We start from the raw sequence: 12,471 nt of genomic DNA on the forward strand, positions 1-12,471 counted from the left end.
TTTTTTACCTTTCAAAAATGTAAGGTTTTTGTCATTTGAATCGATGGAAGGTATTTCCCTACTTTACTACTATAAAAGCATAGTTAGTAGAAGGGCGGAGAAGTAATATGAACATTAGAGAACTCGCATATCGGAATGTAACGCGAAATAGACGGACATATTCAGCATATTTTTTGAGTAGTGCATTTGCAATTATGGCCTTTTTTGTATATTCGTTTTTTGCGTTTCATCCGGCATTAAGTGCAGGAGAATTAGGACAGTATGTATTTGTAAGTATGTCGTTTGCACAGTCTATTATTTACGTATTTACATTCTTCTTTATTTTATATTCAATGGGAATGTTTTTAAAAACGAGAAAGCGTGAACTAGGAATTTTAATGATGCTTGGTATGACGAAATATCAATTAAAGCGTCTTATCTTCTTTGAAAATATTATGATTGGAATAGGGGCAATTATTTTCGGGATTCTTTCAGGTATGTTGTTTTCAGGAGTATTAATTTTTGTAGCTCCGATGATATTAAAACTAGATATTTCCTTATCCTATTATATTCCAATGAAAGCAATTGTTGTAACGAGTATTATGTTTTTCATATTATTTATGATTATTTCATTATTTAGTGCCGGAATGGTTCGTAAAAATAATATTATGAAATTGTTTAGAGGATCAGCAGAGGCGAAGCCAGAACCGAAAGCATCGAGTATTTCTTCTATATTAGCAGTAGTATTGCTTAGTACTGGTTATACAGGCGCTCTTATGTCACATGGTGCTATGGTATTTGTGATGATGATTCCGGTTACAACGGTAGTCATTATTGGTACGTATTTGCTGTACAAGCAGTTGAGTGTCTTTATTATTCGGCTATGTAAAAAAAGTAAACGTTTCTATTGGACACAGACAAATATTATTACGTTGTCAGATTTAGCGTACCGTATGAGAGATAACGCAAGAATGTTCTTTATTGTAACGATAATTTCAACTGTAGCATTTTCGGCAATAGGTACATTAGTTGGCTTTGCATCAATGACGAAAGGGATTATGGAGAGGCCAATTGCGTTTCATTACCACTCTAAGCAAGGGAATAGTAATGAATCACAGCATCTAAAGATCATTGATGAGGGACTAAAAAAACATAATATAGCAGCTTCAAAAACTAATATCTCATCGAAGAAAACGGAGGAGCAGTCATTAAGAAGCGCCATTTTTATAAAAGAATCAGAGTATAAGGAATATGCAAAGCTAACAGGAGAACCATTTAATACTGTAGCAAATAAAGAGATTTTATTTTTGTCGGCCGAAATACCAGGACCACCGATGAAAGAAAGAAAAGAAATTACTTTACCTAATATGAATGAACATTTAAAAGTGAAAAAAGTTACTTCTTCTTCATTGGGGAAAATATTAAGAGGAAATGTTTATGTAATCCCTAATAATCAATATGATTCATTACAAGGTGGATTTATAGAAACAAAAGATTATATGTATAAAACTGAAGGAATGAAAGATGAAATTGAGGTTGGTAAAGAACTTACGAGTCAGATGAAGCCTTATGAAGAACATGCAACGTTTAGTGCAGAAGAGTACGAACAAAACCAAAGTTTACAAATCGCAGGACCAATTTTATTTGTAGGTTTCTTTATTGGTATTGTATTTTTCGTATGTGCAGGAAGCTTCCTTTACTTCCGTTTATTTTCTGATTTGGAGGATGATACTCGGTTATTTGAAATGATTCGAAAAGTTGGCTTAACGAGTGGGGAATTATCGAAAGTAGTTACAATTCGATTGGCACTTTTATTCTTCGTTCCGATAGGTGTTGCAACATTACATGGGGCAGTAGCGTTAACTGCGTTAGGACAGATGTTTGAGTACTCACTGTTTAAAGAAAATACAATTGTATTAAGTATTTTCGTAGGAATTCAAGTTGTATACTTCTTAATAATACGATCTCGTTATTTAAAACAATTGAAAGAGAGATTACGTATTCGTTAACTGTGTTTTTTTAACTTGAGTACAAAATTTTCTAAAAAGATACAAGTATTGCCAAAAAGTGATAAAATGGAAAAAGCGAGGTGGAAAATTAATAGAGAGTAAGGGGGGAGTAATATGAAAGCAACAGGAGTTATTCGAAAAGTAGACGAATTAGGACGAATTGTTATTCCTAAAGAATTAAGAGATGTATTAGGTATACAAATTAAATCACCACTTGAAATTTTCGTAGATGAAGATAAAGTCATTTTACAAAAATATGAACCTTACAATGCTTGTCAAATAACAGGTGATGTTTCAGATCAGAACATATCATTAGCAAATGGAAACATTACTGTTAGTATAGATGGAGCGAAACATTTAATAAAAGAAATAGAGAAGTTTTTAAAAAAAAGTGAGATTTAGTTTTCATTTATAATATTTTAAAGATTATATATGATTCTTTAAAAAAACTATAAAAGGGCCATTTAATGGTCCTTTTATTTTTATACATTCATTGAATGATTTGAACTGTTATTGCCTGCAAAGCACGGGATAAATGTTGGTAAGTTATATTGAGAAACATTTGAAATGAAGGAAAATAGAACAGTTAAAACGAATGTTAAATGTAAACCTATTCAATAGTGGTCTGAAATGAAAATAATATATTTTCAGGAGGGATTACGATGAACAGTAGTACAGCGAATAAACAAAAAGGTATACAATTGATTCCGTTTACCGTAAATAAGGTGGTTGAACAAGTAAATGAAATTCCACCAGGTGTACAACTGATTAACGCTCCACAAGTATGGGAGAAGAGTGCGAAAGGAAAAGATGTTGTCGTTGCCGTATTAGATACAGGTTGTGATATTAATCATATAGATTTAAAAGATCGTATTATTGGTGGGAGAAATTTCACGAAAGATTATGAAGGAGATCCGAACATTTACCTTGATAATAACGGCCATGGGACTCATGTAGCGGGGACGATTGCAGCGACTGAAAATGATGTCGGTGTTTTAGGAGTCGCACCTCTTGCTAAAATGTTAGTGTTAAAGGTTTTAGCGGGAGATGGTTCTGGAAGCTATGAGCAAATTATTGAGGCGATTCATTACGCTGTAAATTGGAGAGGACCTAATAAAGAAGAAGTCAGAGTTATTTCAATGTCACTTGGTGGTCCGCAAGACGTTCCGGAATTACATGAAGCTATTCAAAATGCAGTAAATCAAGATGTTCTCGTTGTATGTGCTGCAGGAAATGATGGAGATTGTGATGATAATACGGAGGAACTAGATTTCCCAGGTGCTTATGCTGAAGTAATTGAAGTTGGTGCTGTCAATTTAGAGCGGAAAATCGCATGTTTTAGTAATTCAAATCAAGAAATTGATTTAGTAGCGCCAGGTGATGAAATATTATCTACGTATCCAGAGGGGAAATATGCTGTATTAAGTGGAACTTCAATGGCGACACCGCATGTCGCTGGTGCATTAGCACTTCTCATTAAGCAGTACGAAAGAGAATATGGCAGAAAGTTATCAGAGCCAGAAATATACTCGCAACTTATTAAAAGAACTGTACCTTTAGGATATGAGCGTACATCTGAAGGGAATGGATTAATAGATCTATTAAAAGAATAACAAATACTAAAAAACATCTCATTTGTAAGTGAGATGTTTTTTAGTATGGCTCTGTCGCATGTAATACAACTTGTAACAAACCTGGGAATCTAGCATTTAAATCTTCTACACGAATTGAAATGAAACGTTGTGTTCCTTCAAGGCGCGTGTACATAACACCTGACTCACGTAAAACTTTGAAATGGTGAGATAAAGTTGATTTCGCAATAGGAATGTTTAAAGCGCCACAAGATTGTTCGTTTTTCTCTAGTAACATATTTACAATTTGTAAACGAATTTGATCGCTAAGTGCATATAAGACAGAAGAAAATTGAATTTCTTCTCGATTTGGATGATAGAGTGTACGCATATTTCACCTGCTTGTATAAGTTAAGATATTTGCACTATAACATATAAAGTGGTATATTTCTATTGTTCGAATATATTCGAACAATAGAAATATAGGGGGAGAAAAAATGAAGTATACAAAATTGCAAAAGGCAGGACTAAATATTTCAAAGTTGGGTTTAGGTACAAATGCAGTAGGGGGACATAATTTATATGCTGATGTGAATGAAGAAGAAGGGAAGCGATTAGTAGAAGAAGCTATTCAGCAAGGGATTACATTTTTTGATACAGCAGATTCATATGGTTTCGGTAGATCAGAGGAATTAGTAGGAGAGGTATTAAAGGGAAAACGTCATGAGCTTATACTTGCTACAAAAGGTGGAATTCAACCGTTATTAAATGGAGAAACTTATATTAACAATGAACCAAGTTATTTAAGAAATGCTGTGGAGAATAGCTTAAGAAGATTACAGACTGATTATATTGATTTATATTATTTACATTTTACAAATCCTGAAACAAGTTACATAGATTCAATCGGAGAGCTTACTCGTTTAAAAGAAGAAGGGAAAATTCGTTCAATTGGAATATCGAATGTAAACATAGAACAATTAAAAGAAGCGAATCAACATGGTCATATTGATGTTGTACAATCGCCTTACAATATGTTAAATCGTACTGCCGAGGAAGAACTATTGCCGTATTGTATAAAAGAAGGTATTTCATTTATACCGTATGGGCCTCTAGCCTTTGGGATATTAGGTGGTAAATACACAGAATATTTTGACTTACATAAAGGGGATTGGCGTCAAAGTGTAAATCTATTTGAAGAAAATATATATAAAGGTAACTTTAAAAAAGTTGAAAAGTTAAAAGACGTAGCTAAAGAAAATAATATTGAATTGCCTCATTTAGCGTTAGCATGGTTATTAAATAAAGAAGGAATTGATACTGTTATACCTGGTGGAAAGCGGGCTGAGCAAATAAGAGAAAGTGTGAAAGCGGTGGATGTATCATTGAATGAAGGGGCAATGAAAGAAATCGAGTTAATATTAGAAGAGTAGTGAGGAAGGGGAAGATCGCATGCTAAGCTCCTTTTCTTTTATGCTATATAAACAGCATATAGTATAAAAATAAAAAATCCCTATAAAGATAGGGATTTATATATCGGCATATAGTTCCTTGGAAAAGGATATACTTAGTTTAACATATAGGATTACTTATATTTGTGAAATAGATGTGAAAGTAATGTGAAAAATGCTTATGGTGAAAATCTTTGTAAATAAAAAGCACTGTTTTAGCTAATATCACTAAAACAGTGCTTTTCTCTTTGATTGAACAGTTGCTGCATTTTCATCATGTATGCCTGCATCTTTAATAATTCGTTGTTTTGCTTTATTTAGTAGATGGTTTACTTCTTCACCAAAATAGTTAGCTTCGCTTTTTGTGCGGGCTTCTCGTAAACATTTATAGTTTTCTAGCAGTTCCTCTTTTTCGGTGTTTGTTAAGAAATCTTCTATTTTCTTTTTTGTCATACGAAACACCCTTTCTTCTGACAAACGACGCAATAGAAAATATATATTTTTCATTATAACAATAATTTTTAAAGAAAGTATAGACTAACGTCGTAATAATTTGTCAATTTCTTGAATCTTCTCATCAGCTTTTCCAATTTGCGTATTTTTAGCCTGCTCACCACCTAGAGCTTGGTGAAGTAAAAAAGTTTGACCGGAAATAGCAGTCACAATGGAGACTTTTATAATTTCCTTTATTGCGGTGACATCGAATAAAACGAGTCCAAGAAGTGCGGCTAGGCTACCAGTAAAAATATCAGTTAAAAATCCAAAATGAAAAAAAGTTTTCAAACGGCGTGGAAGCAATAACTTACCTTGGTTATTGATTAGATGGGAAACGAAGCCAGTAATGCCACCAACGAGAATTGCGGTTAGCCATTGATACATTTCCATCGAATCCACTCCTTTTAGTGAATAAGATTCGATTTTTTCATATTGATTCCTTTTCATATTTCATATAAGCATATTGAGAAAGTTTGTTTGGGTAAATCTTATTCAATTTAATTATAACAGAAAATTTTGATATATTTCAGTCTATTATATGAATCATATTTACAATAATATGAATACAGAAAGAGGTGTGTGATATGAATATAGAGTATCGAATAAGAAGTGTGGATGGTTATACGAAAAATATAGGGGAATTAGTAAGTATGCTGGAGCATACGAGGGCGGTAACATTACAGGAAATAGAAAATCTATCAGTTGAGCAATTAGATTTTATTATGCCAAGTGGTGGGAATTCAATTGGCGCCTTATTAAAACATATGGCATCTATAGAAAAAGCCCATCAGCTTATTTCATTTCAAAATCGTGACTTTACAAAAGAAGAATTAGAAATATGGGAAGATGCACTGTATTTAGGGGAAGTTGGGAGAACGATTCATGGTCATGAAATACAGTATTATGTACAATTTTTGCAAAGTGTTCGAGAAGAGTCGCTAAAGTATTTGAGTAAAGTAGATGATATATGGCTAATGTCAGAAAGAAAGTGGCCTAACGGTGTAGCGTATAACCAGCACTATCTTTGGTTTCATGTGATAGAAGATGAAATTAATCACCGTGGACAAATTAGAATGTTAAAGAGATATTTATTTGAAAATTACGTCAAATAAAGTAGCTTTTTAAATTGATATTCCATATAATGAGAGTAATTAAAATAAGATCGGAGTGATGTATTATGGCGAATATGACTGTAATGAATAATAAATTAAATACAAACGTGGATGGAAAGGGCGATATTATATAAGATAGTTCGCAATCCTTCCACTTAGTACAAACTAGGGAGGATCTTGATTTGAATCAAAATATTTTAGAGTCGTTCGGCTGGGATTCATTTTTTGAAGAGCAAGCTGTAGAGCAGAATTATGAAGTAGGGCGTATTTTACTTGAGCATAAGCATATATATCGTATTATTTGTAATGACGGTGAATATATGGCAGAACTGTCTGGGAAGTTTCGACATGAAGCGGTAGCGAAAGGAGATTACCCAGCAGTTGGTGATTGGGTGTATATAAAGAAAATAGAAAATGAGAAAAAGGCAATCATTCATCGTATTTTTTCGAGAAGAAGTTCTTTTTCAAGACAAGAAGCTGGTAATAGAACTGAAGAACAAATTATTGCAGCAAATGTTGATTATTTATTTTTAGTGAATGCACTTAACCATGATTTTAACGTAAGAAGGTTGGAGCGTTATTTACTATTAGCGTATGAAAGTGGTGCAATGCCTGTTATTGTTTTAACAAAAAGTAGTTTATGTGAAGATGTGGAACAAAAAATTGTAGAAACGGAAGCTGTTGCAATTGGTGTTCCGATCTTCGTCGTCGATAGTTTAGAGCATAGAGGTATTGACTCGTTACAACAATTTGTTGCTTCAGGAAAAACAATTGCTTTAGTCGGCTCATCAGGGGTTGGAAAATCTACTTTGTTAAATGCACTCGTAGGAATTGAGATAGCGAAAACGGGAGATATACGTGAGGAAGATAGTAAAGGGCGGCATACGACAACTCATCGTGAGCTGTTCCAATTACCGAGTGGGGGCTTAGTCATTGATACTCCTGGCATGAGGGAGTTGCAGCTTTGGGATGGAAGCGATGCAATCCAAACAACGTTTTCTGATATTGAAGAATTTGCAAAAACATGCCGCTTCCGAGATTGTAAACATGAGAATGAGCCAGGATGCGCAGTGCATAAAGCAATTGATAACGGGCTAATGACGATAAATCGTTTGCAAAGCTATAAAAAGTTGCAAAGAGAATTGGCGTATTTTATGAGAAAACAAGATGCTATTCTCGCAAGAGCTGAGCGTGATAAGTGGAAGAAGATTTCTAAACAACATAAAAAAATGTAAAAAACCAAAGGACTATTCCTTTGGTTTTTTGTATTTGTAAATTTTATAATAATATTATTCATATATATAGACAAAGGGGGAATATTTGTTTAAACTTTACAAGGTGTTTATGAAAAACGAATTGTAAAAATAGAGGATAGGGAATGGGATATATTCATAATTGGTTATTAATCCTTAAAACTTAATATTTAAATGTAGGAGGTTTATAATGAGTAAATTGTTAAGGTGGTTTCGAGATATAAAAGTAGCAAAAAAGCTATTAATTTCATTTTTGGTAATTTTGATTGCAGCTGTCTCTATTATTGGGGGCATGTCTTATCAAACGGCTAAAAAGAATTTTGAATCACAAATTACGAGTAGTGCTCACGATAATATAAAAATATTAGATAATTTAATCAATCAAATGATTGAGGCGAAATTTAACGAAATAAATAACTTTGCACGAGTGGTTCATAGTGATATGTATCAAGGAGATAATCAAGATGAATTAAGAAAGGTGTTATCTCAGTATATTAATTTAAATAAAGATATTGAACAAGTATATGTTGCCGGCAATGATAAGAAATTTGTGCAAGAACCTAATATACAAATGGCAGCAGATTATGATCCAACAACTCGTTCTTGGTATAAAGATGCAGTGAGTAAACAAGGTGGAATCGTGGTCACTGAACCGTATAAGGCAAAAGGAAATGGACATATTGTCGTAACGATTGCGAAACAAACAGAAGATAAAAATGGTGTTGTTGCGGTAGATTTAAGTTTAGAGAATTTATTGAAAACAACAAAGCTAATCAATATTGGTAAAAAAGGATATACTTTCATTTTAGATGGAAAACAAAAAATAATTGCTCACCCGCAAGAAAAACCAGGAGATAAAGCAGCTGATTCTTGGGCAAAGAGAATTTACGAAGATAATCAGGGCGCTTTTTCATACACGTATGACGGTAGTGAAAAGAAAATGGTATTTGCTACAAATTTAAAAACAGGTTGGAAAATCGGTGGAACGATGTACTCAAGTGAAGTCATTGAGGCTGCTCAGCCTGTATTTTATAATATGTTAATTGTTATGATTATTTCACTAGTTGTAGGAGGGGCACTTATTTATTTCGTAACGCTTTCTATTACAAAACCTTTAAAGAGATTAGTTGCCACTTCTAAAGAAATAAGTGAAGGAGATTTAACACAAATAATTGAAATTCATTCAAACGATGAAATTGGTCAACTTGCAAAAGGTTTTAATGAGATGACAGATTCACTACGAACGTTAATTGGAAGGATTAATGATTCGGCCGGGCATGTTGCAGCGGCATCAGAAGAGCTAACTGCTAGTGTAAGACAAGCGAGTGAAGCAACGGAACAAATTACAATGGCAATGGATGAAATATCAAGTGGTGCAACGACGCAAACAACAAGTGTAGAAAATGGTGCGATGTTACTGTTTGATGTAACAGAAGGAATTCAGCATGTAGCAAATAGTTCATCATCTATTAATACGGCTTCTACTCATACTCGTGAAAAAGCAGAAGATGGTGGAAAGCTAGTAGGGAAAACAGTAAATCAAATGCAGTCTATTGCAGAATCTGTTTCACAATCTGATGCAGTTATACAGTTATTAAATAATAAATCAAAGCAAATTGGTGACATATTAGAAGTAATCCAAAATATTGCAGATCAAACAAATCTTCTTGCTTTAAATGCTGCAATTGAAGCTGCAAGAGCTGGTGAGCACGGAAGAGGATTTGCGATTGTTGCAGATGAAGTACGTAAATTGGCAGAGCAATCTAGCGTATCTTCCAGTGAAATTAGTAAATTAATATGTGAAATACAAGATGATATGAGTAAGACAGTAAAGTCTATGGGTCATGTAAATGAAGAAGTTCAATCTGGACTAGTTATTGCAAATGAAACGAAGCAAAATTTTGCTGAGATTTTACAATCTACAAATGAAATTGCTAATCAAATTAAAACGATGGTTGAAACGGCTAATGGGATGTCAAAAGGTGCCAATGAAGTATCTATTTCAGTCGGGCAAATTGCAATGACAGCACAGAATAATGCGACGAGTACACAAAGTGTCGCAGCGTCTGCTGAAGAACAATTAGCTTCGATGGAGGAAATTGGTTCCGCAGCTGGTACATTATCTCAAATGGCTGAAGAGTTGCAAGGATTAATTGAAAGATTTAAAGTTTAAAAGAGAAAGACTGCCCCAATAGCAGTATGCTATCGGGGCAGTCTTTTTTTAACACATTAACTGGGATGAATTTATGCATATAATGAATGAGGATGGAGAATAGCTTAATGATGTTTAAAACTGAATTTCTCATATTATTTGTCGAAAAATAGAGGTATTTGTTAACTTTGTGTATAATTACAATCATATCGAATACAAATAAAGGAGATTATTATGGGAGTGTATTGGGGTACAAAAAGACATTCTTGGCTTAGTTATGTCTCATTTTGGCTAAGTATTTCATTTTTTGTGGTGTTTCTAATTGAAGTGTTTATTTTAAAAACACTTTCGGATAGCTCGGTACAAATTGTTAAATATTTCTATTTCATACTCGTACCAGTAAACATCCTTCTTAGTTTAAAGTTACTTTTTAAGAAGAATGAAAAGAAAGCATTACCCATTTTTAGTTTAATTGTCTCATTATTATTTACAATTTTAATTATAGTATTAGCAATAGCAGCTACAGGGAAATTTATTTAGGGAGAGTGATATATATCACTCTCCTTTTTTGTTGTGAGCAAATAAAAAATAGGTGTTGAATAAAACTTACAGTAGAATAGTAAGTAACGGACTAAGAAACATAATAATGAAGATAGAATAAGTATTTTGTAAGTACTAATGAAGCAAATGAATACGGTAAGAACGGTGATATATGGTACAATGACTATGGATAGTGATAGAGATAAAGGGTATATAAAATACTCATCGTTTTTTAGTAAGAGAGGGGTTATCTTATGCTATACGAGGATTTGATGACATTATTTCAAGCAGCTCCAAAAAAAGATAGAGGTGGCTGGAAATATATAATCCAAGAACAAATTGATAAATATGAAATTGTTGATGAAATGTTGAAAAATCAAATGAGTATTGAATTGTATTTTAATGAATATGATGAGGTGAAAATCACTTTATATAAAGATGGAATTCCTATTTCTACTATGCAAAGAATTGCTATTTCAAAAGTTGAATTAGACGAGGATGAAGAAGGGATTCAATTTGTTTTAGAGCGCATGCCTAGTCGAATGATTCGATTGCAATTAAAGCCATATTTGGCATTGGAAATGGGACCGTACTGGGAAATATGTGATGATTGTGAATGAACATAAAGAAAGCATCCAATAAAATGGATGCTTTCTTTATGTTTTTTGAAGTTGTTTAAAAGCAATGATTGGAAGTAGAACGATACTTACCCATCCGATGATTGGATATAGAATGTGGAGTAGCTCACTGTAACCGATGTAACTAAAGCAATAACTAATTAGTAAAATGAAGAAAATAATATTGTTACTTTTCCACCCAGTGATAGATTGCATTTGTTTTGTCATCCCGAACACATTACCAACTAAAGTTGTAAACACTTCACCGAAAATAATAAGAACAAAGAAAAAGTGAAAAGTTGCATTAAATCTTCTTATGACTTCAGCCATTGGGATATTGTATTGATAAAATTGGTCGACTGATAAGATAGCTAAATGGCTGCATAATAAAATTAAAGAAAGTCCTGCACCACCTAAAATTCCACCCCACAAAATGGCTTTTCGATCCTTTACTTCACCGGCTAACGGGACGAGAACGCTTTGGGCGAGAGAAAGATTTAAAGCGACATATGTAATAGGGCTAGTAATCCACTTCATATTCCAGCTCTCTGCAGGAATAGTATTACTAATAGGTGTTGTACTGTGGAAAAAGGTTGTAATAGCAAGTCCTATAATAAATATCATCATAATAGGTACGACAAGTGTATTTACTTCAAAAACACCTTGTAATCCGCGGCTACCTATAATGAGACAGGCGATAACTGTAATGAGAATACCGAGTTGTCTTGGTAAACGAAGTTGCTCTTCAAATACCGCCCCAGCCCCTGATAGCATAACGCTCGTTACACCAAATAATACGAGTAGTAATAATGTATTTACAACATTTCCGAATACATCTCCAAATAAATATTTGTTAAAATCTTGCGCTGAAAATGCCCCGATTTGTGATGAAAGTAACATCATCTTTGTGCCGAGCCAAATAAAAAAAAATCCACTTACACATATACCAATTGTTCCGTATAATCCGTTCACTGTAAAGAATTCAACAATTTCTCGTCCAGTAGCAAATCCAGCTCCAACGACAGTTCCGATATAAGTAGCAGCAACTTTCTTTGCTACTTGCCATTGTTGATTGTCCATGTTATCCCTCTTTCTTCTATGATGAGCTTGACTTACTATAATGCATATGTAGCAGCTTGGACGATTAGACATATGAAGTAGTTGAAAAAATACATGAATTGTATGATATTAGGGAAATATTAAAGGTGTTAAAACTTTGTTACATATGAGCCAATCATTCGAAAGGGTAGGAAATGTATGGTAAAATGTAATTAGGTTATTAAAAGATAAGC

Annotated in this window: 13 protein-coding genes and 1 pseudogene; 10 read left to right on the top strand and 4 right to left on the bottom strand. The window is 33.4% G+C overall.

The features are described from left to right. The first annotated feature begins 107 nt into the window (after nucleotides 1-107). The 3 genes from ACS2MN_RS00595 (at nucleotide 108) to ACS2MN_RS00605 (ending at nucleotide 3,601) form a co-directional block, all read left to right on the top strand. The gene (locus tag ACS2MN_RS00595) at nucleotides 108-1,988 is read left to right on the top strand and encodes an FtsX-like permease family protein (RefSeq protein ID WP_001026008.1); all 1,881 of its coding nucleotides are present in this window, start codon (nucleotides 108-110) and stop codon (nucleotides 1,986-1,988) included. 114 nt (nucleotides 1,989-2,102) lie between these two features. Continuing rightward, nucleotides 2,103-2,390, top strand: a complete 288-nt coding sequence (locus tag ACS2MN_RS00600) for an AbrB/MazE/SpoVT family DNA-binding domain-containing protein (protein ID WP_000648323.1) — start codon at nucleotides 2,103-2,105, stop codon at nucleotides 2,388-2,390. Between the two features lie 260 nt (nucleotides 2,391-2,650). Then, nucleotides 2,651-3,601 carry a serine protease gene (locus ACS2MN_RS00605; protein WP_088056052.1) on the top strand — a complete coding sequence of 317 codons (951 nt, stop codon included), beginning with the start codon at nucleotides 2,651-2,653 and terminating at the stop codon, nucleotides 3,599-3,601. 40 nt (nucleotides 3,602-3,641) lie between these two features. Here the strand turns inward: ACS2MN_RS00605 and ACS2MN_RS00610 are convergent, their stop codons facing one another. Then, a complete protein-coding gene (locus ACS2MN_RS00610) occupies nucleotides 3,642-3,950 on the bottom strand; it encodes an ArsR/SmtB family transcription factor (protein WP_001259904.1) in 309 nt (102 codons plus the stop codon). 106 nt (nucleotides 3,951-4,056) lie between these two features. On the opposite strand from ACS2MN_RS00610, the gene ACS2MN_RS00615 reads away from it, so the two are divergent. Next, nucleotides 4,057-4,992, top strand: coding sequence for an aldo/keto reductase (locus tag ACS2MN_RS00615; RefSeq protein ID WP_088056051.1), 936 nt, complete (start codon nucleotides 4,057-4,059; stop codon nucleotides 4,990-4,992). Between the two features lie 246 nt (nucleotides 4,993-5,238). Here the strand turns inward: ACS2MN_RS00615 and ACS2MN_RS00620 are convergent, their stop codons facing one another. Beyond that, the gene (locus ACS2MN_RS00620; protein ID WP_000162608.1) at nucleotides 5,239-5,463 is read right to left on the bottom strand and encodes a hypothetical protein; all 225 of its coding nucleotides are present in this window, start codon (nucleotides 5,461-5,463) and stop codon (nucleotides 5,239-5,241) included. Between the two features lie 84 nt (nucleotides 5,464-5,547). Next, nucleotides 5,548-5,895: a DUF4257 domain-containing protein gene (locus ACS2MN_RS00625; RefSeq protein ID WP_000426310.1), complete on the bottom strand. Its 348-nt coding sequence runs from the start codon at nucleotides 5,893-5,895 to the stop codon at nucleotides 5,548-5,550. Between the two features lie 194 nt (nucleotides 5,896-6,089). Between ACS2MN_RS00625 and ACS2MN_RS00630 the strand changes: the two genes are divergently transcribed. From ACS2MN_RS00630 to ACS2MN_RS00655, 6 genes and pseudogenes are all read left to right on the top strand, one after another. Beyond that, on the top strand, nucleotides 6,090-6,617 hold the full coding sequence (locus ACS2MN_RS00630) for a DinB family protein (RefSeq protein WP_001019817.1): 528 nt from the start codon (nucleotides 6,090-6,092) through the stop codon (nucleotides 6,615-6,617). 182 nt (nucleotides 6,618-6,799) lie between these two features. Further along, on the top strand, nucleotides 6,800-7,852 hold the full coding sequence (gene rsgA / locus ACS2MN_RS00635; protein WP_001073069.1) for a ribosome small subunit-dependent GTPase A: 1,053 nt from the start codon (nucleotides 6,800-6,802) through the stop codon (nucleotides 7,850-7,852). Nucleotides 7,853-8,162: 310 nt separating this feature from the next. Beyond that, a pseudogene (locus tag ACS2MN_RS00640) lies at nucleotides 8,163-9,101 on the top strand (HAMP domain-containing protein); the annotation flags it as partial. A gap of 123 nt (nucleotides 9,102-9,224) precedes the next feature. Beyond that, a complete protein-coding gene (locus tag ACS2MN_RS00645; protein ID WP_407057248.1) occupies nucleotides 9,225-10,043 on the top strand; it encodes a methyl-accepting chemotaxis protein in 819 nt (272 codons plus the stop codon). Nucleotides 10,044-10,256: 213 nt separating this feature from the next. Then, on the top strand, nucleotides 10,257-10,562 hold the full coding sequence (locus ACS2MN_RS00650; RefSeq protein ID WP_000539579.1) for a hypothetical protein: 306 nt from the start codon (nucleotides 10,257-10,259) through the stop codon (nucleotides 10,560-10,562). Nucleotides 10,563-10,816: 254 nt separating this feature from the next. Continuing rightward, nucleotides 10,817-11,182, top strand: coding sequence for a DUF3979 family protein (locus ACS2MN_RS00655; RefSeq protein ID WP_000965088.1), 366 nt, complete (start codon nucleotides 10,817-10,819; stop codon nucleotides 11,180-11,182). Between the two features lie 36 nt (nucleotides 11,183-11,218). On the opposite strand, the gene ACS2MN_RS00660 is transcribed toward ACS2MN_RS00655, so the two are convergent. After that, complete coding sequence (locus ACS2MN_RS00660; RefSeq protein ID WP_000370197.1) at nucleotides 11,219-12,259, bottom strand: YkvI family membrane protein; 1,041 nt, start codon at nucleotides 12,257-12,259, stop codon at nucleotides 11,219-11,221. Between the last annotated feature and the right edge of the window lie 212 nt (nucleotides 12,260-12,471).

Source organism: Bacillus cereus group sp. BceL062, assembly GCF_051780025.1.
GTDB classification, from domain to species: domain Bacteria; phylum Bacillota; class Bacilli; order Bacillales; family Bacillaceae_G; genus Bacillus_A; species Bacillus_A toyonensis.

Coding starts and splice junctions, on each gene's coding strand:
- ACS2MN_RS00625 (WP_000426310.1), bottom strand. CDS start 5,895: ATGGAAATGTATCAATGGCTAACCGCAATTCTCGTTGGTGGCATTACT.
- ACS2MN_RS00660 (WP_000370197.1), bottom strand. CDS start 12,259: ATGGACAATCAACAATGGCAAGTAGCAAAGAAAGTTGCTGCTACTTAT.
- ACS2MN_RS00610 (WP_001259904.1), bottom strand. CDS start 3,950: ATGCGTACACTCTATCATCCAAATCGAGAAGAAATTCAATTTTCTTCT.
- ACS2MN_RS00600 (WP_000648323.1), top strand. CDS start 2,103: ATGAAAGCAACAGGAGTTATTCGAAAAGTAGACGAATTAGGACGAATT.
- ACS2MN_RS00595 (WP_001026008.1), top strand. CDS start 108: ATGAACATTAGAGAACTCGCATATCGGAATGTAACGCGAAATAGACGG.
- ACS2MN_RS00615 (WP_088056051.1), top strand. CDS start 4,057: ATGAAGTATACAAAATTGCAAAAGGCAGGACTAAATATTTCAAAGTTG.
- ACS2MN_RS00630 (WP_001019817.1), top strand. CDS start 6,090: ATGAATATAGAGTATCGAATAAGAAGTGTGGATGGTTATACGAAAAAT.
- ACS2MN_RS00645 (WP_407057248.1), top strand. CDS start 9,225: ATGGATGAAATATCAAGTGGTGCAACGACGCAAACAACAAGTGTAGAA.
- ACS2MN_RS00605 (WP_088056052.1), top strand. CDS start 2,651: ATGAACAGTAGTACAGCGAATAAACAAAAAGGTATACAATTGATTCCG.
- ACS2MN_RS00655 (WP_000965088.1), top strand. CDS start 10,817: ATGCTATACGAGGATTTGATGACATTATTTCAAGCAGCTCCAAAAAAA.
- ACS2MN_RS00620 (WP_000162608.1), bottom strand. CDS start 5,463: ATGACAAAAAAGAAAATAGAAGATTTCTTAACAAACACCGAAAAAGAG.
- ACS2MN_RS00650 (WP_000539579.1), top strand. CDS start 10,257: ATGGGAGTGTATTGGGGTACAAAAAGACATTCTTGGCTTAGTTATGTC.